This window comes from Lentibacillus kapialis, from assembly GCF_014646635.1.
Lineage (GTDB): Bacteria > Bacillota > Bacilli > Bacillales > Amphibacillaceae > Lentibacillus > Lentibacillus kapialis.
Window position 1 is genome coordinate 68,877 of record NZ_BMNQ01000001.1, and the last position, 21,924, is coordinate 90,800.

The 21,924-nt window shown below is 42.1% G+C and carries 18 protein-coding genes and 2 pseudogenes; 11 read left to right on the forward strand and 9 right to left on the reverse strand.

The window, feature by feature from the left end; translation table 11 throughout:
• The coding region (locus IEW67_RS00360) for a hypothetical protein (RefSeq protein WP_188631066.1) at window positions 1-194 on the forward strand (194 nt) is incomplete at its 5' end.
• 649 nt (window positions 195-843) lie between these two features.
• Here IEW67_RS00360 and IEW67_RS00365 read toward each other — a convergent pair.
• The 3 genes and pseudogenes from IEW67_RS00365 to nrdD form a co-directional block, all read right to left on the reverse strand.
• A pseudogene (locus tag IEW67_RS00365) lies at window positions 844-1,179 on the reverse strand (DoxX family protein); the annotation flags it as partial.
• A 62-nt stretch (window positions 1,180-1,241) separates the two neighbouring features.
• Complete coding sequence (locus IEW67_RS00370; protein ID WP_188631068.1) at window positions 1,242-1,901, reverse strand: 4Fe-4S cluster-binding domain-containing protein; 660 nt, start codon at window positions 1,899-1,901, stop codon at window positions 1,242-1,244.
• A gap of 21 nt (window positions 1,902-1,922) precedes the next feature.
• The gene (nrdD, locus tag IEW67_RS00375; RefSeq protein ID WP_188631069.1) at window positions 1,923-3,866 is read right to left on the reverse strand and encodes an anaerobic ribonucleoside-triphosphate reductase; all 1,944 of its coding nucleotides are present in this window, start codon (window positions 3,864-3,866) and stop codon (window positions 1,923-1,925) included.
• A 181-nt stretch (window positions 3,867-4,047) separates the two neighbouring features.
• Between nrdD and IEW67_RS00380 the strand changes: the two are divergent.
• Both IEW67_RS00380 and nagZ read left to right on the forward strand, forming a co-directional pair.
• Window positions 4,048-4,206: pseudogene (locus IEW67_RS00380) on the forward strand (DUF2200 family protein); the annotation flags it as partial.
• A gap of 275 nt (window positions 4,207-4,481) precedes the next feature.
• Window positions 4,482-6,185 (forward strand): beta-N-acetylhexosaminidase, encoded by a 1,704-nt coding sequence (gene nagZ / locus IEW67_RS00385; RefSeq protein ID WP_188631070.1) that lies wholly within the window; start codon window positions 4,482-4,484, stop codon window positions 6,183-6,185.
• Between the two features lie 367 nt (window positions 6,186-6,552).
• Here nagZ and IEW67_RS00390 read toward each other — a convergent pair whose 3' ends face one another.
• A complete protein-coding gene (locus tag IEW67_RS00390) occupies window positions 6,553-7,326 on the reverse strand; it encodes an SDR family NAD(P)-dependent oxidoreductase (RefSeq protein ID WP_188631071.1) in 774 nt (257 codons plus the stop codon).
• Between the two features lie 98 nt (window positions 7,327-7,424).
• The gene (locus IEW67_RS00395; protein WP_229671628.1) at window positions 7,425-8,312 is read right to left on the reverse strand and encodes a glycine betaine ABC transporter substrate-binding protein; all 888 of its coding nucleotides are present in this window, start codon (window positions 8,310-8,312) and stop codon (window positions 7,425-7,427) included.
• Between the two features lie 831 nt (window positions 8,313-9,143).
• Between IEW67_RS00395 and IEW67_RS00400 the strand changes: the two genes are divergently transcribed.
• The 4 genes from IEW67_RS00400 (at window position 9,144) to IEW67_RS00415 (ending at window position 15,860) form a co-directional block, all read left to right on the forward strand.
• A complete protein-coding gene (locus IEW67_RS00400; RefSeq protein WP_188631072.1) occupies window positions 9,144-10,754 on the forward strand; it encodes a BCCT family transporter in 1,611 nt (536 codons plus the stop codon).
• Between the two features lie 184 nt (window positions 10,755-10,938).
• Window positions 10,939-13,110, forward strand: a complete 2,172-nt coding sequence (locus tag IEW67_RS00405; RefSeq protein ID WP_188631073.1) for a hydantoinase/oxoprolinase family protein — start codon at window positions 10,939-10,941, stop codon at window positions 13,108-13,110.
• A gap of 32 nt (window positions 13,111-13,142) precedes the next feature.
• A complete protein-coding gene (locus IEW67_RS00410) occupies window positions 13,143-15,335 on the forward strand; it encodes a hydantoinase B/oxoprolinase family protein (RefSeq protein WP_188631074.1) in 2,193 nt (730 codons plus the stop codon).
• Between the two features lie 12 nt (window positions 15,336-15,347).
• Entirely contained in the window at window positions 15,348-15,860 is a 513-nt protein-coding gene (locus IEW67_RS00415; protein ID WP_188631075.1) for an acetone carboxylase subunit gamma, read from the forward strand.
• Between the two features lie 227 nt (window positions 15,861-16,087).
• Here the strand turns inward: IEW67_RS00415 and IEW67_RS00420 are convergent, their stop codons facing one another.
• Window positions 16,088-16,633 (reverse strand): TetR/AcrR family transcriptional regulator, encoded by a 546-nt coding sequence (locus tag IEW67_RS00420; RefSeq protein ID WP_188631076.1) that lies wholly within the window; start codon window positions 16,631-16,633, stop codon window positions 16,088-16,090.
• 272 nt (window positions 16,634-16,905) lie between these two features.
• Here IEW67_RS00420 and IEW67_RS00425 point away from each other — a divergent pair, with 272 nt between their 5' ends.
• The 3 genes from IEW67_RS00425 to IEW67_RS00435 all read left to right on the forward strand — a co-directional run bounded on the left by IEW67_RS00425 (window position 16,906) and on the right by IEW67_RS00435 (window position 18,761).
• Window positions 16,906-17,658 (forward strand): SDR family NAD(P)-dependent oxidoreductase, encoded by a 753-nt coding sequence (locus IEW67_RS00425; protein WP_188631077.1) that lies wholly within the window; start codon window positions 16,906-16,908, stop codon window positions 17,656-17,658.
• 7 nt (window positions 17,659-17,665) lie between these two features.
• Window positions 17,666-18,094, forward strand: coding sequence for a MarR family winged helix-turn-helix transcriptional regulator (locus tag IEW67_RS00430; protein ID WP_229671629.1), 429 nt, complete (start codon window positions 17,666-17,668; stop codon window positions 18,092-18,094).
• Window positions 18,095-18,269: 175 nt separating this feature from the next.
• The gene (locus IEW67_RS00435; RefSeq protein WP_188631078.1) at window positions 18,270-18,761 is read left to right on the forward strand and encodes a PaaI family thioesterase; all 492 of its coding nucleotides are present in this window, start codon (window positions 18,270-18,272) and stop codon (window positions 18,759-18,761) included.
• 110 nt (window positions 18,762-18,871) lie between these two features.
• Here the strand turns inward: IEW67_RS00435 and IEW67_RS00440 are convergent, their stop codons facing one another.
• Genes IEW67_RS00440 through IEW67_RS00450 form a run of 3 tightly spaced genes read right to left on the reverse strand, consistent with a single transcriptional unit; the run spans window position 18,872 to window position 21,043 of the window.
• On the reverse strand, window positions 18,872-19,630 hold the full coding sequence (locus IEW67_RS00440; protein WP_188631079.1) for a P-II family nitrogen regulator: 759 nt from the start codon (window positions 19,628-19,630) through the stop codon (window positions 18,872-18,874).
• Complete coding sequence (locus IEW67_RS00445) at window positions 19,584-20,354, reverse strand: DUF1538 domain-containing protein (RefSeq protein WP_188631080.1); 771 nt, start codon at window positions 20,352-20,354, stop codon at window positions 19,584-19,586. The genes IEW67_RS00440 and IEW67_RS00445 overlap by 47 nt, the downstream gene beginning before the upstream one ends.
• A complete protein-coding gene (locus IEW67_RS00450) occupies window positions 20,351-21,043 on the reverse strand; it encodes a DUF1538 domain-containing protein (protein WP_188631081.1) in 693 nt (230 codons plus the stop codon). Before IEW67_RS00450 ends, IEW67_RS00445 begins: the two co-directional genes overlap by 4 nt.
• Before the next feature lie 240 nt (window positions 21,044-21,283).
• Between IEW67_RS00450 and IEW67_RS00455 the strand changes: the two genes are divergently transcribed.
• On the forward strand, window positions 21,284-21,856 hold the full coding sequence (locus IEW67_RS00455; RefSeq protein ID WP_188631082.1) for a TetR/AcrR family transcriptional regulator: 573 nt from the start codon (window positions 21,284-21,286) through the stop codon (window positions 21,854-21,856).
• Window positions 21,857-21,924 lie beyond the last annotated feature (68 nt).

Below are 21,924 nucleotides of genomic sequence, written 5' to 3' on the forward strand. Positions count from 1 at the left end.
AATTTTCAGTTCCAGGAAAGGGAAAATTCACCCTTGTACTACAGGAAGAAGATGAAAATTCAATCAACTTTGATGTAGAAAAAAATCCTCAGCTTAAACAAATGATTAAGGAAAGCAGAAGTGAATATAAAAATGGAAAAGGTATGTCAACTTCAGAATTATTAAATTCACTTTCTGCAAGGGATTTCGAATAGTGAGTGTTTAAAATATAATCTGGCTACCGGTTGTAAGAGAAAAGCTTCTACAGTTTAGGAGTGAACGTTTCACATCGGAAGAGACCCTGGAATTTATATTTAAATTGATTTTAGATATTGAGGAATTCTTGCAAAATGAGTTTGTTGAACAAACTTACACAGAAGAATTTGGTACCTATAAGGGTCTATCCCGAATCGTTATTAAAAAATTTCGGGTTTATTACGAAAAAAATCAGGATAACATTATAGTCCTTGGTATCCTGGATTCCCGGAAAAAACACGATTTTATAACGGGAAATGCTGGTATAACAGGATTTTTAAAATTATTAACTCGTTATATATGCATTTATGTAACGAGAGGAGAATGTTGCTTTGTCGGTAATTGTAGACTGTCTCGTTATACATTCCGGAAACGCAGGTTGGTATACTATTTCCTGGTGAATAATAAATTCTCCTTTAGCAACGATTCCCCTGTGACAGATTATTGGACTAAGAAAATCCTGTATTGCAGAATTGGGCCATTTTATTGAGTAACTTGTTGTGAAAAATGAAGGAAATCAAGGTGAGGTGATTTTAACAAACTGACAGGATTACTTGTTCCAGGGTAGGACACGCGTGACAATGTTTTTCGTATGCATGACGGTCTTCATTAAAAAGTGAACGTGTCGATTGCCCATTTGCCGGGATCCGCTAAATCAATACCAACGGCAATGGAAAGCTTAGTCAGGGGGAATTCATAGCCGCCATTGCTGCTAAAAGATCCACTTTTAATGTGGACTTTGAAAATAGCAACAACCATCGGGATAGTGATTAAAAGGGAAGCAAGTGGTGTCAGTAAGCCAAGAATAAACAGGACCCCTCCTCCGATCTCCGAAAGATCCGCCAAAAAAGCCATGGTGACACCATTCTTCATTCCCATCGATTCAAACCTTTTTCCCATACCCTGCAATCCGAGGCCACCAAACCATGCGAATAGTTTTTGCGCCCCATGTCGTGCGGCCTCAACCCCTTATACATAGATGATCCGCGAGACTTATATCTTTACGATCAACTTTCTGAATAAATAAAATCATTCAGAAAATAAGGTACAACGCTCTCATAATAGGCTTTTCGGTCCTCTACAAAATGCCTTATCTCTGTAAAAAAAGCCTCTTCCAACAATGGGTATCGCACTGTTCGAACTTGGTCTAAGATTGAGTTATGTTCAATAACTGCGTCAACACTTGCTATTAATTGATCAACAAGTTTTTTGCTAGGTGTTACTCCCATAATATCCTTATAAATTTGTGCATCTTCTTTTACATCTAGTACATGATATGGCAGCTTCATATCGATATGGATGCCATCAACGAGATTTTCCTCGTATAACGTACGGATTTTTTGGTAATAGATTCCGCTTGTTGTGACAATTATTTTCCCGTTAAAAAGTGTTCTCACTTTTTGTAGCAGGGCACGTATCTCATCTAAAGGGTTTTTCAGAAATTCACCGCCGCTAATCATAACGGCATCGAATAAATAGCCGCTCTTCTTCAGATAATCATATAAATCATCTGTCGTTTTATATTCTTTTGGTGTGCTGGCAATGATTTCGTTGTAATTAAGACAGCCGAAGCATTTCAACGGACACCCCGATAATGAATGGATCAGTAATGTCGTATGATTGGGAAGATCGGTAAATGTGCGAATAAAGTTATTGTATAGTTTCATTGTTATGCATGCACCGGTTAATTACCGGTGCATAACCTCCTTCAATCCATCATCTTTCAACCGTTTTCTGAAGGTCCAGTCATGTCTTCTTGCTTTCGACCAAAAATTATATTTTCCTTCATAATAACCTTTATCATCTACATGTATGTTATTTCTGGAAATCATTTTTAAATACCCAATCACCCTGCTGAATGTTGCAATATCTGTTGATTCACAGACAGGGCAGTGATGAATATTTTTAGCATCTTCCGCAACAATCTTCTGACCGCATGTCATACAGGATGTAATCGTTGGTGTCAAGGTGATATAATTAATCGGTTTGGTAAATATTTTATCCAGATAGTTTGCCAAGTTTTCAGGTTTTACTTTTGATTCGAGAAAATGATGCAAAACACTGCCAGATGTAGCATAGCCTTGAAATTCAGCACTATTTTCCAGTTGTTCTAAAAGATCCTCTTCAGAGTACGGGGTCATACAACCGCTTGTTAAGTATGGATTTTCACCTTCTCCTTGTACGAAAATCTCTCGTCCATTGACTTTTGCCCATTTTAGGTCATGGCGAGCAAGTTTGATAGCAGCATTTTCAGCAGGTGCATATTCGATGCCGCATGCCACTTTATCTCTCACGATAAATTCGTTCACAATTTTAGTCATGTATTGCATTATTTCATGGGCAATCATTTTCCCGCTATTGTTCTTAATTCCGTCCTTATAACCTATATTCATGAGGCCTTCATTCATACCGGTCAAGGCGAATACGTTGAAATAATTTTTCAAATCCTTATTATAGGCAAAAAAAGTCGGATATAATTCTTTGTTTTGTTCAATCCACTTCCTTTTTTTTATGTGAGCTTCCTGCATGACTTCCATATATTCACGTATTTTGACTTTTACAAGATCCAGATCATGTCCGAATTCCAGTAGCACTCTATTCATATTTAAATTGAGCACCTGCACTGCACCTGTGGAACCTGTTGATGATCCGAATACACCGCCACCCGCTTTGGAAAGTGTTTCTAAATTAATTTGCAGCCGACAGCAAAGGCTTCTACTCACTTCTGGGTCTTTTGCCTGAATGAACGGATTTAATGCTTTGTAATAAGAGTCTTCAAATGGATTTGTTTTAAAGTTTTCAAAATAAACACCACCCCAATGATACATTTTATCCAATAGCTCGATAAATAATGGGTTTTGGTAATTAAAGTGATCATCGATTTGCACTGTTATTAATGGAAAAGTAAAAGGAATCCCATCACTTCCTGTTCCGTTTTTCATCACATCAATAATAGCTTGGTTTATGCGGTCAAAGAAAGTTGCCGGGATATCCTTATATTGTATATTCCGTCCTTCACCTCCGATGACAATGTATTGATCTTTTATTTCTTCAGAGGGTTTCCCGAACTCTAATGTAATATTGGAAAAGCTGCTTTGAGCTCCAGACCTCAGTGGCATATTTAGTTCCCAGATGAGACTTTGAAACAATTCAACGAGTTCCTCATCTGTGTATGTAATACCTCGACTTTCCTCATCATGCAAGTAAGAAGCAGTAATTGTTGATAGTTGTGCCAGCATGACTGCACCTGATACTTGTTGTGATATTAATGTTACGACATTACTGAAATGTCGTAATAATGTTGAAATCCGCTTAGTTGGTTTGGAAGAAATCATATTTTTTGCCAGAGACGGGATCCCTTTTGTAGCGATGTCCATACAACTAATGGATACACAGTATGGTGCGAGCTGTTTATCGTGTACATAGACAACCCCTTCATCATATAACTCTTTTATTTTTGGAGGAAGAATATGATTAAAAAGAAATGCTTCTTCCCCATGATTCGTCAAATTATGCCTTAAAAGTGACAAGGAATAAACATAATTACTATTCTCATGTCTGAGATAATCTGTTTGCTTGTTTTCTTGCTGCGAAGTAAATTTGTTGATAATATCAATCGAATTTTGGAACATGTACAAACCTCTCCTTTAGTTTTTAATGGTTAACCTTTAGTTAATTCATCCTTACTATAAAACTATATAAAGTGTTATATAGTGATGTTAGTCACTATATGTTGATTAAATTTAAAGGGAAAGGTTTGATGCAGTACCCCCTCAAAAAATTTCACAGGATAAAAACATACCCTTTCCTCAAGAAAAACAGACAGACTTTGAGACCTTCTTTGCGGAAGCTCCCCAACTGAATCCTTCCCGGACTTTGATCAAAGGTGTGGTCTGTGGTGTCCGAGTGGAAGACGTTGAAGAACCAACTATGCAGGAAATTCGTGATTTAGAGAAGCTAATCGGTGAGTGAGCAAAGGGAAAAGAGGTGAAGAAAATGTGGTGTTGACCCGAAAATTTTTTCGAAAATAATAATTAAGGCGAAGAAGTGGGAAAAGTTGATTCGTAGTGGAAAAGGTGACTCTCCTCCATTTTTTCTGAAACAGGCCATTTTATGAAGGGAAGGAAGGAGTTTTTAGGCGGAGCCCTACATGTTAAAATAATAGTCCCCTTATGGGGAGTTGGAGATGTATATGGGAAGTAACACTGCTATCTAATTATGGCATAACTATTTTCGGAGGAATTACTGTGTTCAAACGTATTACAATTATAGTCATCATTGCTGTCATCGCTCTTGGGGCGGTATTCTTTTTCATCCGTTCATTGGGTGATACACATGATAAACAAGCAGACCAACAACCAAAGAATCCATCACCGGATCATGAGAATGAAGAGGCCCAGGAGCCTGGGACAGCTTTGGACAACATATTCAACTTAGCCAAACAAGGAAAAATCCCGGAAAGCAATATCGTTGTCGGTGAAACGACCACCGATGCCGTGCAAAAAACTTGGGGGAAACCGGATAAGACCTCAGATACGGATGTTGGTCGTTTTTTGATCTATCCGTCACATGACATCAAGGTCGGTATTACAGACAACATTGTGTCAGATTTGCGCTCTTCGCAAGATCCATTCACATCATTTGATCTGGACGCGATAAAGTCATATGAAAAACCCGATGACTCGCATTACTATCAGGATGACGATTACAATCAAATCATTCTTGTTTATAAGCTTTCCAATGGTTATGTCTTGAAATGGGTGCTGCCGAAGCCTGACAGCGATACAGATAATCCTGATGTAGATCATATTTCCTTATCGAAGGAAGTAAGCGAAGATGATAAAAATGGAGAGGAAGGCATTCAACCAGGTGATATAGAAAATATGAGCCTTGATAAAAAAATTGGGCAAATGATTTTCAGCGGGGTCGACGGAACGGAAATGACCGCTGAGACAAGACATATCATTCAAAAGTATCATGTGGGAGGTATCATTCTATATGGTGATAACATTGCAGGCACGACGCAAACTGTCAACTTTTTAAATGAGATGAAAGCTGTGAATGCTGACAATCCATATCCATTATTGCTGGGAGTCGATGAAGAAGGCGGCAGTGTGACGCGAATGCCTGATGGGGTGAAAAGCCTGCCCACGAGCCGTTCAATTGGGAATTTGAATGATCCGGATGTATCCTTCAATGTCGGTACTATCCTTGGTGAGCAGATGCAGGCACTTGGTTTCAATTTGGACTTCGCGCCTGTCCTGGATGTTAACAGCAATCCGGATAATCCTGTCATCGGCGACCGTTCGTTTGGTGACAACCCGGATATCGTGACCCGGCTGGGCATCCAGACGATGAAAGGGCTCCAGAATGAGGAGGTTATTTCGGTCATGAAGCATTTTCCCGGGCATGGGGATACGGGAAAGGATTCCCACTTGAAACTTCCGAAAGTTGATAAAAGCTACGAGGAACTGTCCAAGTTGGAACTTGTGCCATTCAAGAAAGCCATTTCGGAGAGTGCCGATGTCAGCATGGTTGCCCATATCCTGCTGCCAAAAATCGATGAAAATTATCCTGCATCCATGTCGAAAGAGGTGATTACAGGCATTTTACGAAAGGATTATAATTTTGATGGTGTCGTTATTTCCGATGACTTGACGATGGGTGCCATCACGGATCATTATAATGTTGCTGATGCAGCAGTTCAGACAGTGAAAGCGGGTGGAGATCTATTACTTGTTGGACATAATCCGGATTTGATTGCCACTGTTTTTGATAAACTGAAGACGGCTGTTGAAGATGGGGAAATAAGTGAGAGCAGGATTGACGAAAGTATCGAACGCATCACACATTTGAAGGCAAAATATCAGTTGTCGGATGAAAAGACACCAATACCCAATTTTCAATCGATTAATGCGAAAGTGGAAGCCATTCGGGAAAAGGTGTCCTGATTAACCAGAAGGCAGTATACTGAGTCGTTGAATGAAAGCGCATAGCCACCTATTTCAACACCTATCTTGGACATAAGTGAAATAATCAGGCATAAACACGAATGATGAATCCCTTTAGCGCAGGAAATATACGGAGACTCCTGCGGGAGAAAAAGCATAGGTGAGACCCTGCAGTGCGACAGCACTAGGAGGCTCACCAGCCGCCCTAAGGTGCGCGGAGTATATTTCCGGAGCGGGTAATATCCAATAACTTAAATTCGGATTTTCCTGTAATAAAAATACTTTTGTCCAAGCCTCCTAGGGCACCTATCCAAGTATAGATGCCCTAGCTCAAGCTTTTGACTATTATTTTACACTCAAACCATTATCAATGTTTTGCACCTATACCGCCATCAATGCGATACTGACTACCGCTGATAAAACTACTATCATCGGAAGCAAGAAAGAGGACAAGATTGGATATATCATGTGTTTCCCCGTAGCGTGCCATCGGTATTTCATTCATGAGGGCTTCCTTTGCCTTAGAGTCGTCTTCAGGATTTACCCCCGATTCTATGGAGCGCATCATTCGCGTATTCACAGAGGTAGGATGAATAGAGTTCACACGAACATTGTCACTCGCCACTTCTAAAGCGGCTGTTTTAGTGAGTCCTACAACTGCATGTTTTGATGCTGCATAAGGGCCGATCCCAGGGTCTCCCGACAATCCAGCATCAGAGGATGTATTGATAATGCTACCACTTCTTTGCTTACTCATGACAGGAAGGACATGTTTCAATCCCAGAAAAACGCCATGTACATTCACTTTAAATACTTTATCGAAATCTTCTATTTCCTGAGCAACAATTGGAGCAACCTTTCCTTCAATACCCGCGTTGTTAAAAAAGATGTCAATGCGCCCAAATTTCTCAACAGTCTCATTGACATAGTTTTTGACATCATCTTCATTAGAAACATCAGCTTTAATCGTGATGACTTCCCCATAATGTTTAAGATTTGATTTTGCCTTATCAAGAGAATCTCTATTCATATCTACAAGAATAACCTTGGCGCCTTCTTTCAAAAACTTCTCGCCTGTTTTTTGGCCGATTTCCCCTGCTCCGCCTGTAACAATAGCAACCTTGCCTTCTAATCTTGGCATTTTTGTTTCTCCCTTCATTACTTAAATTTGTTTGTTTACTAATTGTTTATGTCATGATTGAATTATCCATATGAAAGGTTTTAATAAATAGTATGTCATCAATTCGTACCCTTCATTTTATTAATCTTGTCTTGATTATTATCAATCCAGGTTTGTGCAACATCTTCAGGATTTTTTCCTTTGTCAATTTTGGTAATCATATCTTCAATATCCTGAATGGATATACTCCAATTGCTTAAAAACTTATAAGCATCAGGTGCCTTCTCTTTCAATCCCTTATGAGCAACAACGTGGACAGTAGAGCTGCTAAAAAGGTTTGGTGCTTTATTATTTGTTAATAATTTTATATCAAGTTGATTAAACATGCTATGCGGTCGCCATCCAAACAGCACAACCGGTTTTTTCTTATCTATTCTCTCTTTAGCTGCAGCTAACATGGCTGCCTCTGAGGAATTTACCATTTTCATGTCTAGATCATATTTGTCAATGGCCTTTGGGATATCTTTCACTGCTGGATCACTTTCTGCTATTGCCAATGCTTCATTGTTGACTGTGTCTTCCTTACCTTTTAAATCCCCGACGTCATTCACATTCTTCATATATTTAGGAACCGCCAATCCCCAATCCGCATCTTTATAACTTGTAGATACAATCTTCACTGAATCAGAGTTTTCTTCTAGGTAATGTTTGTGTTGTGGTTCCCAGTAATCCATAAATATGTTAACGTCGCCATTTGATAAACCTGCAAAAACGACTCCAAGATTGGCCTGTTTTTCCTTTACTTTATAACCCATATCCTCCAAAACCTTTTTAGCTATTTTTGTTGGTGGAACAGTACTTGTCCATGGCGTTTTGCCAAAAGTTAATGTTGGTTTTTCTTCCTTGTTGTCACCTGTATCATTCGATCCATCACTACTTGATACGCAACCGTACATAGTGATTGATAATAAAAGTGTTACAACAATAATAATTGTTTTAATTTTCACGTTAAATCTCTCCTATAAATTGGATATTCCTTTCTTTGGTATATTCCACATTGTGTGTTTTGCCAACTCCCCGACAAGATGGATTACGTTTTTCCTTATGCCTTTTCCGGTTCTGTTATTTTACAATTATATCCGTTGATTTGAAGAAGTTATGTGCCTCCAGATGACAAAGGTACTCCTACTTTTATCCAACTGTTACCAGCATACCGAACATTCGCACCCTCCCGATTTTTCTTTGTAACGTCAGAAAGTATAAATTATGGATGACCTTATAAGAAAAGCTTCGGCATTCACTATAAGACGAACGAGGCGAATGCCGAGTTTTTCTAAAATCGATATTAATCTCCAATAGTCCTTCCTTACCACATGTTTACCTCCTCAATTAATTTGAAGCTACCATACCATAAACGAGAAGAGATTCCCAAATGACAATTTTCGAGCATTTCAAAGTAATATTGAGGAATTCTAAAATAAATGCACAAATAACGTTATACAGAAACAATTTTACAAACCAACTGGACGGTATAGATTGTATAAACATTTTATACAAAATTTTCTTTACGATATAATGTTCAATTTAGAAGGAGATTCCTTAATCTTGGGATGCTATAAAAAATACCTTTCGGGGGGATGTTTAATTATAAACTAGAGAAATCGGCAGAGTTGCTGAGAAGAAATGAACATCTTCAATTTCTGACTCCAATTGATTTTAAAAAGATTTCAGGTCTTTAACACGAATTCGGGTATTATGAAAATTTCGAAATTCAGGTGCTTAAATGGGGTAACGTTATAACCACTTTAAAAGTATTAAATTTAAAAGGAGTGCATAAAGTGAAAAAATTGGATGTTGAAAATAAAGTGCTATGGCCTGTTCTAGTAATTTTACTGTTAGGGTTAGTTCCTGTTGGAATAAATCCTTCAGCTGCGGCAAATATTGTAGGTACAATATTAGGCTTCATCACAGGAAATTTTGGTTGGATTTTCGTCATGTTCCCATTAATGATACTTATCTTTTTTGCTTGGCTTGTTTTTAGCAAGTTTGGTCAAATCAAGTTAGGGGGCCCTAGCGATAAGCCGGAATTTTCAAATTTCAGTTGGTTTGCCATGATTTTTACTACGGGAATAGGTGCGGAAATTATGTACCTATCGATTATCGAGCCTATCACCTTTTTTAATGGCCCGCCCTTTGGAATAGAATCTGGAACATTAAGTGCAGCAGAGTGGGCTATCCCTTATGGTTTCTTTAATTGGGGAATACTCGCGTGGGCTATTTATGCTCTTCCCAGTATTCCTATGGCATATGCCTTATATGTGAAAAAAATACCTCACTTTAGACTTAGTGCTGCTTGTAAACCAATTCTAGGTAAACATTCTGAAGGTTTACCAGGTAAAATCGTCGATATTGTAATGATGCTTGGTTTGATCGGGGTAGTGGGAACAAGCATAGGATTGGTAGCTCCCATGATCGCACAGCTTTTGGGTGAAATGTTTAATATACCTGTAACTTTTGGGTTATTGGTAATCGTTATAGCTCTTTGGGTGATTCTATTTGGAGGAAGTGTATATTTGGGTCTAAGGAATGGAATTAAAAGATTATCAGATTTTAATCTAATCATTGTTGCAGCAATACTTGTCTTTGTGTTCCTTGTGGGTCCAAAAACCTTTATGCTAGATAATTCCATACAATCTTTAGGTACAATGTTTAACGATTTTTTTAACATGAGTTTAAGTTTGGGAGCCATTAATAATGCAAGTTTCCCTCAAGATTGGACTGTTTTCTATTGGGCATGGTGGATTGGTTATGCATCATTAATAGGTTTGTTTACTGCCAGGATATCCAAGGGACGTACAATAAAACAAGTGATCATTACCCAATGCTTGGTAGGACCGGTGGGTTGCTGGGTATTTTTTGGTGTTTTTGGAAATTACGCATTGAATCTTCAATTATCCAAAGTAGTTCCAGTTAATTCAATAATGGCTAATAGTGGACAAACGGAAGCTATAATGGCAGTTATTAACACGTTACCTTTTAGTACGATCATAATACCGCTACTAGTAATCGCCTACCTAATATTTTCGGCAACTACTTTTGATGGTGCTTCATTGATTTTGTCATCTGTTGCGAGTAAGAAACTGGGTAGAACCGGTCAACCGCCTCGAATCCATAGATTATTTTGGGCGTTAATTCTTGGAGGGGTAGGCATAACTATATTAGCCATAGGCGGGTTGGAGGCAGTTCAATTGTCTTCAGTTATTGTCGGTGTCCCCATGATTTTGGTCTTTTCCTTGATGACGTTCTCTTTTGTTAAATCTGTCAAAGAAGATTTTGGACAGGAAAAAACAACCTTAATAAAATATTCCGAACCACCTATATCGGATGCTAAAAATGATACGGTAGCTGAGAAAAAAGAAGGCGTTCTTCTAGGAGAGGAAGAGAGATAGAGCACTAGGGATGAAAGATAATTTTGAATAAAATTCACTTTTTAGTGTTGACAAAAAACCGTCTGGACGGTTAACCTATTTATAGGAGATCCAACCTAGGGGCGCAAAATTTTATTTAATTGATCTTAGTGCCCCTCGAAACAAGATTAAATCAAACAAGGCTAAACGAAGGAGGATACAAGCTATGAAAAAGACAACACCACTTGTGCTCGGCATCGATGCTGGCGGCACGATGACCGACACGATTCTTGTAGACAAACAGGGCAACTTTGCTGTCGGTAAGGCGCCAACCACACCTAATTACGAATCGGAAGGATTTATTGAATCTGCACAGGATGCCACAAACATCTGGAACCTGGATATCAACAAAACCTTTGAGGAATTGGAGGTCGCCTTATATTCAGGTACAGGCATGTTAAATACGTTGCTGTCCAGAACAGGTAAACGCATCGGCCTCATTGTGACCCGGGGCATGGAGGATGCCGTTCTCATGGGAAGAGGTTTGCAGTCATGGGCGGGCTATTCATATGAGGATCGCTTGCATGCGGTCACTCACGCCCATCCTGATCCCCTTGTTCCCCTTAGCCGAGTGCGTGGCGTGACCGAGAGGATCGACCATTTCGGCCAGGTAGTCATTCCCGCTTATGAGCATGAGGCAGTCAGCGGTGTAAAAGAGCTCTTAGAACAAGACATCGAAGGGCTATGCGTCTGCTGTATGTATTCTCATGTCAACCCCGAACATGAGCTGCAAATTGGTGAAGCGGCTCGTAGGGTATTTGCGGAGCAAGATATCGACATCCCGATTTACTTAAGTCATCATGTTCGTCCTATTATCCGTGAGCAATCCCGGTTAAACAGCACGCTCATTGAGGCATATGCAACATCCCAGGGCCGCGAGCAGTTGTTGGGTGTCGAAACCGCCGCCAAGCAACATGGTTTTTCAAACAGTATGCAAACAATGCTCTCATATGGGGGGCTCGCTGATGTGCGCTATCCCCGTCTGCACGAGACAATGATTTCAGGACCGGTTGGAGGGCTTTTGGGAGCCAGGCATGTTGGCGAGTTGGTCGGAGCAGACTCGGTAATTGTCAGTGATATGGGTGGTACAAGTTTCGATATCGGTGCCATTACCCGTGGTAAAGTTCCTATTGAAGATGAGCCGACCTTGGCTCGATTTAAGTTGAATCTGCCGACGCTGGCGATGGATACCATCGGAGCTGGTGGCGGTACCATCGTCAAGGTGGATCCTTATACGCACAAGGTCAGCCTGGGGCCGGAGAGCGCTGGTTCGGTTCCGGGTCCGGTAGCGATGGATATGGGTGGTACAGAACCAACGATTGCTGACTGTGATGCGATAATGGGTCGCTTGAACCCGGACAATTTTCTTGGTGGCAAGGTTCAACTCAATGTCGACAAAGCAAAGCAGGTTCTGAAGGAAAAAGTGGCCGATCCGTTGGGGGTCGATGTGTATGAAGCTGCGGAAGGAATGGTGAACATGCTGGAGATGGAAGCCAAGTCTTCCATTGAGTCTATCATTTCGTCCCGTGGTGTAGATCCAGGTGAGTACCATTTAATGGCTTATGGTGGATCAGGCCCGCTTCATATGGCTGAGTACAGCCGCGGCTTAGGTTTTAAAGGTGTCTTGTCATTCCCGTTTGCAGCAGCATTTTCAGCCTTTGGTTGCACAACGGCGGATTACTTGCACAGGCACAGCCAATCCGTCCATATTATGACCGGACCTGATTCCTCAGATAAGGATCGGGAAGAGGCGCGACGTCAGATTAATGAAATCTGGAGCGAACTCGATTCCCAAGCCCGTTCTGAGTTGATCTCTGAAGGGCATGAGACGGACGCAATCGTTTGTGAACCATTCGCTATGATGCGCTACACTGGCCAATTGGAAGATGTTGAAGTTGCAGCACCAGTGACCAAATTAGAGTCAGATGAAGATTTAGATAAGCTTACACAAGCCTTTGAAGACCTGTACGAACAGATTAACCGCAGTGTGTCCGGTTATGGCACAGCCGGATTCACAATTATGGAACTCGGCTTAAATGCTCGCGTGGAAAAAGTGAAGCCAGAGCTGAGTCGCCGTCCTTTGGGATCCAAGAATCCTGATCCTGAGGCCGCCAAAGGAAAGCGGTCCATGTATTACAATCGTGCGTGGCATGAGGCACAGCTTTGGGAAATGGATATGCTGAAGCCTGGCAACGTACTTGAGGGCCCTGCCATTGTCGAGCACCCTGCTACGACTTTGGTCATCCCAGCGGGGGACCGGGTCCGTGTAGATGAATGGACTATTCTGCACTACGAACACGGCGAGGACACGCAAAATTCAGTTGGAAACGTTTTGTAGGCCGAAGTTCAATCTAAAAAAGGAGGATCCTTATGAATGATGCAGTAGAAAACAAAGCCATAGGGCTTAAGGAGCAATTACTCGAGAACGATCGTAAATTCCAAGAAACAGGCTGTTATGCCGGTATAACGGAGCTAAAATACCGTGAGGAAGATCCTCTGCGCTATGAAAGCCTGCACACAAAGCTTCGGTCCATGTCGATAGCAGCGCGGGAGATGGCCAGAAGCATTTCAGCTTCTCCCGGTGTGCGTGAGGTAGGGGAAATGGTTGTAGCGTTATACACTCCTGAAGGTGACGCCATTAGCCTTTCCACCGGAATTATGGTTCACGTACATACGATGAGCCGGTTTATTAAATGGATGATTCAAAATGGTTACGAGGATTCGCCTGGCATTTGTCCTGGCGATGTATTCGCCAACAATGACGCTTTTATTGGAACTGTACAAGTACCAGACGTAATGGTTGTCATACCGATTTTCCATAATGACGAACTCGTCGGCTGGGCCGGCACAGTCGCTCATGAATTGGAGGTCGGCGGCATCACACCAGGTGGTGACGTATACTTGGCTCAAGAACGTTTTACTGAAGGCTTGTTCGTTTGTGCCGAAAAAGTGGGTGAGAAAGACGAACTACGTCGGGACTATCTGATTCGATTGGAACGGAACCTCCGTATGCCAATCTACTGGATGTTTGACGATAAAGCAAAATTAGCAGCTAACCTGGAATTGCGGGATCAGGTGAAAGAGCTTATTGATGATGTCGGTTTGGATTACTACAAGCGGGCTACCCGTGAATTCATTGAAGAAGGTCGCCGCGCTCAGCTTTCGAAGGTGCAACAGCTAATGGTGCCCGGTCGTTACAGAGGACATACGTTTTATGGCCACCTGACTGAAGGTAAACCTGGAATCTTACCTTTAGGGGATGAAAACTTGCTGTATTCCATCCCGCTTGAATTAGATGTGGGCGGCGATGGCCACATGCATTTGGATTTTGAAGGCACCGGCTCTTGGGGCTATCATTCGATGAATTGTACGCCAGCTGGTATGGACGGCGGATTGTTCGTTACCCTAACTCAGTCTATGAACTTTGAAGGCAAGGTGAACGACGGCGCCTGGCTCGCTACAGATATGAATTTACCGTCGGGAACATGGACCAACCCAGACCGCCATACCGTGGCAACGGCTACGTCCTGGGCACTGCTGTTACCGGCCTTTGGCATCTTTCAGCGGTTGCTCAGCCGAGGTTTTGTAAGCCGGGGATTCAAAGAAGAAGCGTTTGTTGGTCAGGTCAACAGTCCAATGGTAGAAATGGGTGGTCAAAGCCAGTACGGCAGCCAGTTTGGTATGGCTATGTTTGAGTGCTCCGCAGCCGGAAGTGGCGCCCTTGGTATAAAAGACGGGATCGATAATGGCTATGTTGGTTGGAATCCCGAATCTGACATGGGCAATATGGAAGTTTGGGAGCAGGGTATACCGATGCTCTACTTAGGGCGAAGCATTGCGGCTGATTCGGGCGGCCCCGGCAGTAACCGCGGCGGTACGGCATTCACTTCACTTTGGCTCGTGCACAATACAGACGAAGTGACGATAGCTACGTCCGAACATTCAAGTCGTGTGTATGACAACGCCGGCATGTGCGGTGGTTATCCGGCACCGACGGCACACAGGCATTTCACTGTGCGAGACAGCAATATTCAACAGTTGATTGGAGAACAGAAACCGTTACCTCACACGTTGGGTAAAGACCCATACACGTCCGATTTTGATCGGCTGGTTGAAGGTGAGAAGAAAGAAGTTGAAGGTCCGCATATAGACAAACCATTGAAAGCCGGGGATCTGTTTGCACATTCATACAATGGGGGAGGCGGCTATGGCGACCCCATTGAACGGGATCCGCTGGATATTGTCAGGGATGTGGAGAACGGCTATGTGACGCCGGAAATTGCCCAACGAACTCATGCTGTAGTGCTTGAGCATGACGAGGAGCGTAACGCATGGCGTGTCAACTCAGAAGCAACCGAAGCCCGGCGCAAAGAAGTCCGGAACAACCGGTTAAATAAGGCAATGCATGTTAAGGATTGGATTGCATCCGAGCGCGAGCGTGTGTTGGAAAAGGACTTTGTTACCGAAGTGCATAAAATGTATCAGGACACAATGAGCATTTCCAGCCAATTTGCCAATGAGTTCCGTGAATTCTGGCAGCTGCCGGAAAACTTTACAATGTGAGGAGTGATAACGATGGCAAGCTATGATAAGGAAATAATTCGTGACTTAATTGACGGTACGCTGCCTTGGCAGTCGACGAAATCAATTATGAGTCAGTATAAAGATGACGACCGGTTTTTTAAGTACATCGATATTCTGCAAGAACGGGTGAAATTTAACGACCAGATCTTGTTGCCGATTGGTGAGCATTTGTATATTGTTGCTAAGAAAAGTGAGCCTCAAGGCGAGCGCGTTGTCAAATGTGGCTGCGGTCATGAGTTTGGGCATTACACCAACAACTGGAAGTTAAATGCTGTGATCAATGTTCGGGATGAAGAAGAAGAGATTGCTGAAATCTATCCTGGACGTCATAGCTATGATCCGGACTGGATGGAAATCCGCGAGTTTATTTGTCCGGGTTGTGCCACGCTGTTGGAAGTGGAGGCAGCTGCGCCGGGATACCCGATCGTATTTGACTTCTTGCCGTACCTAGAGACGTTTTATCGCGATTGGCTCGGTACGGAGCTACCAGCCGAGCCAAGGTAATCGCTGGCACCATCAAAACACGAAAGCCCTTATTTCAGGACGACCCCAGTTAAGTAGACAGTGAAATATTAAAATTATGATAAACGGCCTTGACCCTGTACTAAGAAGGGTTAAGGCCGTTTAGATTTTTTGTAACGTCAGAAAGTATAAATGATGGATGACCTTATAAGCTACGGCATTCGCTATAAGACGAGGCGAATGCCGAGTTTTCTAAATAATAGTTATGTTCATTTCTCCTTTGTTAACTGAATGAGTCTTTCTAGAACACGTTGACGGCGATTATCTTCTAATGGAGCCAACTCAAAAATTTCGGAAAACCAAAGACCATCCACGGCCAGTCTTAAAATAGTAGCGTTAATGGGATCGAGGCCATCGTCGTCAATATGATGCTGCCATTGTTCATAAGCATCTTGAACAGGCTTCAGTAAATCGCGATTGATTGCGGCTGCCGCCATTAACCCAGCGTCCATATGTTTATCGGGATTTCTTTGCTCGAATGTTCCTTTGATGAACGAGCGTGTCCATTTTCCTCTCTCATGCTGTAATGTATCCTGATCAACATTTTTTTCGATATTATCTATATAACTTTGCATGGGGTCTTGTACCATACCGGCGACTAAGGCATCTTTGGACGGAAAATGATATAATAACCCTCCCTTACTCACACCGGCTTGCTCTGCTGCAGCTTCGAGTGTTAAGTTTAATATGCCATCTGATTGAACGATATATGCCGCCGCTTTGAGAATTTTAGAACGCGTGTCATTTTTAGACATAAACAAATTCCTTTCAAATAACCTTCTTCCCTTATTATACCGTGCAGAATGAGTGATAGTCCATTAATTATAGTTATTTAAAGTTATTTTGAATTTACCCATAGCGTTTATTTGTAGAAAAAAACCCCTGTTTGATCATCACATAATATTTAAAAAGACTGCATTACATGACATTAATTAAATGAAGCGGTTTGTACATTTCCTATGTGCATTATTGTTTGTCGTTAAATATTTTAATGTTAAAATAAATGTATAGACAAGGAGTGATGATTATGGATAAATTAAAAGATAAAGTCGCCATTATTACCGGCGGGGCAGGCGGTATTGGTAAAGGTATGGCGATGGCCTTTGTAAAAGAAGGTGCTAAGGTGGTCATCGTGGATCTGAATGAAGAGACTGGAAATGAAGCTGTCAAAGAATTGCAACAGTACCAACCAGAATCTATGTTCATTCAGGCGAATTTGGCTGAGCATGATAAATTGAAACGTATAGTCGATCAGGTTGTCGCGCAGCATGGTAAACTGAACATTCTCGTCAATAATGCACATGCGTCAAAAAATAAACCTTTTGTGGAAACAACACGAGAGGACCTGGATTTGTCTTTTGATACCGGTTTTTATCCGACATTTTATTTGATGCAGGCAGCCATACCGCACTTGAAGGAAACGAACGGCAGTATCATAAATTTTGCATCCGGTGCCGGTATTCAGGGACATGCCAAGCAAGCGGCATATGCTGCAGCAAAAGAAGCAATACGTGGTATGACAAGAGTTGCAGCCAATGAATTTGGTAAAGACGGTATTAACGTGAATTTAATAGCGCCTATTGCCAATTCACCTGGTGTGCAACAATGGGCAAAGGAACAACCGGAATATTATCAGGAGGTTGTTTCCAATATTCCAATGCAACGATTCGGTGAGCTGGAAGAGGACATTGGACCTGCAGCAGTGTTCCTGGCAAGTGATGATTCCAATTATATAACCGGTCAGACCATTAATGTTGATGGTGGGTCTGTCAAATTTTAAAGGTGACATGATGAATGAAAATATTTTTAAATTAATCCGTACAGTTGAATTATTTACCAATGAATCGATTATCCATTTTAACAACGTCTATGAGCATAATATTGGGATTTCATCTATCCTCGTTCTGGCAGAGCTAAATCAGAAGGGGCCGCAAAAATCAACCGCGATTGCAAAGGAGCTCAGTTATACGCCGGGAGCCATGACGAATATTGCAAATAAGCTGATTGAAGAGGGCTATGCCGTTCGTGAATTTGATGATAAGGACCGGCGGAGAGTCATGCTGGTTATCACCGATGAGGGAGAACGTGCACTTCAAGATGCACAAAAGACAGGGCAGAAACTGCGTAAAGAAGTATTTGAAACTTTGACCAATGAAGAAATTCGACAATTTCAATCTATTTATGAAAAATTGCTGAATCAGCTTAAAAACAAATAGTGAGTCTGAAAGAACCGCGTTCCGCCTAGCGACTATTTTTAATTCGCGCGGCTCATACCAGGGCCGCGCAACATTTTATATAATGGTCAGCCTGAATCATGCAACAAGAACATGGATATGCACTAAAAGAGTAATCGCCTTCATGATATAATGAAATGAAAGGAGGCTTCACAAAATGACTGAACAGGTAAAATATGCGATACAGGATGATTATCCGGATGATTTTTCACATTGTTACGGTTGTGGCCGGCTTAATCATGAGGGCTATCATTTTCGTACAGGATGGGATGGTGACTACACGGTGACCATCTACACACCGAAATCGAAGCATACGGCCATTCCCGGCTTTGTGTATGGAGGTTTGATTGCATCACTGATTGACTGCCACGGGACGGGGTCAGCGTCACTTGCGCTTCACCGAAAAAACGGGTATAAGCCGGGGAGCGGTCAGGAACCGCCGCGGTTTGTAACGGCATCTTTAAATATCGATTTTCTTAAGCCGACACCGAAAGGCACTTCGCTCAAAGCTATAGGAACACCGGAAGAAGTACACCCAAAGAAATTCAATATACATACAGAAGTCTATGCAGGTAATACGGTATGTGCAAAGGCTGTGGTGACAGCAGCTGTTATGCCAGCCTCATTCACACAGCAGATGAATGAGTGAATCACCGGAATTAGATATGTTATTGAAAAAACGCCGGTTTTGGTATCACTATAAAATAATTGACGTGTCAGTAAAATAAGACATGGGGATAGAAGAAGACGTAAAAGCGATCACTTTTCCTTCTTCTTTTTCTTTTGTTTTTTAAACTCTTCACGGACTTTCTCATTCATATCCCGGCTGATGCCGACTGTGCTTTCAACATCCAGCACAAAAGCGATTCCTTTGCCTGGTTTTTTTAACTCAGCATCTTCATTGATAGTTCTGAGAACTTCCTGTGTCTTTTCTTTATCGATGAGCGTTAATACCATTTCTTTCTCAGGTTCGATCATAATGTTGAACAGTTTGGCTTTTTCGTGAACGCCGGTACCGCGCCCATGCAGAATGGTTCCACCTTCTGCCCCGGCTTTTCTGGTGGCATCCACAACTTTTTCCGAATCACCCCTGTTAACGATGGTGATGATTAAATCATATAGAACTTCCTGGTCTTTCTTCATGGTATCAACACCTTCCTCATCAAGTGCATCACCTTCTTCACCATTCCATCCGAGCAAATGGTTGATTCCGGCAATTTTTTTCGTATCGATCACAAATCCGATGCCCTGTCTTGGTTTATTCAGCTGAACCGAATCGATGATGGCGTGTTTTACATCATCAAAAATCTCATCGGATACGAGTGTCAGTATGACGGCTCTTTCACGCTCTACCGGTATACCTAGAATCCGCATCTTTTCATTAAGCCGGATTCCTTCGCCGAGCAGTGTGGTTCCGCCTTGCGCTCCAGCATTGCGTGAAGCCTGCACAGCCTTTTTAGCCTTATCTTTTTTAACGATTGTGATGATGAGCTTTTGCCCTTGAATCTTCACTGACATACTGACTTTTCTCCTTTCTGCTGAACAGAATACCAAGTGTTAATACTGATAATATAGGAGCCAGTGCAACCATTGCAACCATTCCAAATCCATCAAGCAGCGCATCCCGACCTTCAATTTGCCCTGCGATACCAGTGAACATGGCTAAAATGAATGTTGCTGTCATAGGCCCGGATGAAACCCCGCCGGAGTCGAATGCGATTGTTGTAAACGTCTTTGGTGAATAGCGTATCATTACAAAGGCTATTATATAACCCGGAATGATAAAATACCATAGGGAAAATCCATAAATCAGTCGAATCATCGAGAGGGAAACCGAGATACCGACACCGACCGATAGTGTGTACAGCAGCAATTTCTCCGGAATATAACCGCCGGATACTCTTTCGGCCTGCTCAACCATAACGGCCACAGCGGGTTCAGCATAGATGGCAAAAAAACCAATGACGAAACCAATGGGAATTAAAACCCATTTATATGGTAAGCTGCCCAGAACATGTCCCATTTGTTCTCCAAAAGGCATAAAACCGATATGTACTCCTTGCAGAAAGAAAGCAAGTCCAAAGAATGCCAGAATGAATCCGATGCCGATGTCCAACAATTTTCGTATCGGTAGTTTTAGAAAAACAAAGTGGAAAACAGCAAACAAAACAGCCAGGGGCAGTAGTGCGATGGCTACCTCCTGCATAGTTTGGGCAAACCCCTCAAATATTTCCAGTTTCATCCGTAAATCACTCCCAGAATCAGCACTGATAAAATGGGGCCGATTGAGGCAAGCCCGACAAGACCGAATCCATCACTGGAGGCTGTTTTACCTCTTATAACTGTCGCAACACCGACTCCCAAAGCGAGGATGAATGGCACTGTCAGCGGTCCTGTTGTGACACCGCCTGCATCAAACGAAATCGGGACAAAGCTGGATGGCGCAAAGGCGGCCACCAAAAAAATCAGGGCATAACCGCCTGCCAGCAAGTAAACAATGCTGATGTTGAACACAATTCGGAACATGGCCAACGCCACAAAAATGCCTACACCAATTGCGACTGATATGATAAGGGTGCCCTGGGGAATGGCTCCCCCGGAGACATCATCAATTTGCGAGGAAAGAACACGGACATCAGGTTCAGCAAATGTTACGACCAGTCCGAGCAGGAAGCCGAACAGTACAATAACCCACAGTTTTTTGGTTTTGGATAAAGCTGATCCGACCATCTCACCGACAGGAAGCAGTCCGACATTAACACCCAGAAGAAAGAGAATGAGGCCAATACCAACAAACAGGACACCAATCAAAAATTGCACAAACGCTTCCACGGGCAACCAGATAATGGTGAATTGCAATACCGTTATCACAAGTGCAATCGGTAATATGGAATTAATGACTTCAAAAACAGTATCTTTAATATTGCCCATAAAAACCCCCAAGGTGTTTGGCGATCTGTTTCAACGTAGAAGTGTGTTTATTGGAAGAAAAGTTCAAAAGAGGATAGATACATGTGAGTTTCTCTTTAATTATAGCATGATGCGGGAAAAATCAGAAATAATATGTATCAAGGCATACAAAGTAAGCTATTCTAGACCCTGTTACGGGTTGACAAAACACGCCGTTTTCAAGTAAAATGAATGATAGTCAGTCATATGGAGGATGTATTCGTGGATAATAAAAAAGAAGCCATTATTCAATCGGCAATTAATGTTTTTCGTGAAAAAGGCATAGATAAAGCGACGGTGTCGGACATCGTGAAAGGTGCCGGAATCGCGCAGGGTACTTTTTATTTATACTTTTCATCGAAGTTAGCGGTCATGCTTTCGATTGCGGAAGTGATGACCGATAAGATATTAGCGGAAGTACAGGAAAATGTGCATGACGATCTGCCGTTTGACCGGAAGCTGGAAATAGTCGTTGATATCGTGTTTGATTTGACAAAGGAGTACCGGGATGTGTTCGCATTGATTTATGCGGGACTGGCATCGACGGAATATATGCTCGAATGGGTAACGATTTATGAATCCTATTATGCATGGTTCAGCGATCAGCTTGAACAGGCAAAAGCGGATGGCGTCATCCGTGATTCACTGAATCCCAAACGGACAGCTGAAATTCTAATCGGGTTGATTGAAGATGCGGCAGAACAAACGTATATGTACAGCCATCAAGATGATAGCAAAGCTGCGTTGAAGAAGAAAGAAGTGTTGGATTTTGCCGGGCATGCACTGGGGATTTAACCCGGTGCCGTGTCCTCATAAAATTTAACACATAATGACTGATTATCAGTCATTATGTAAGGAGGCAT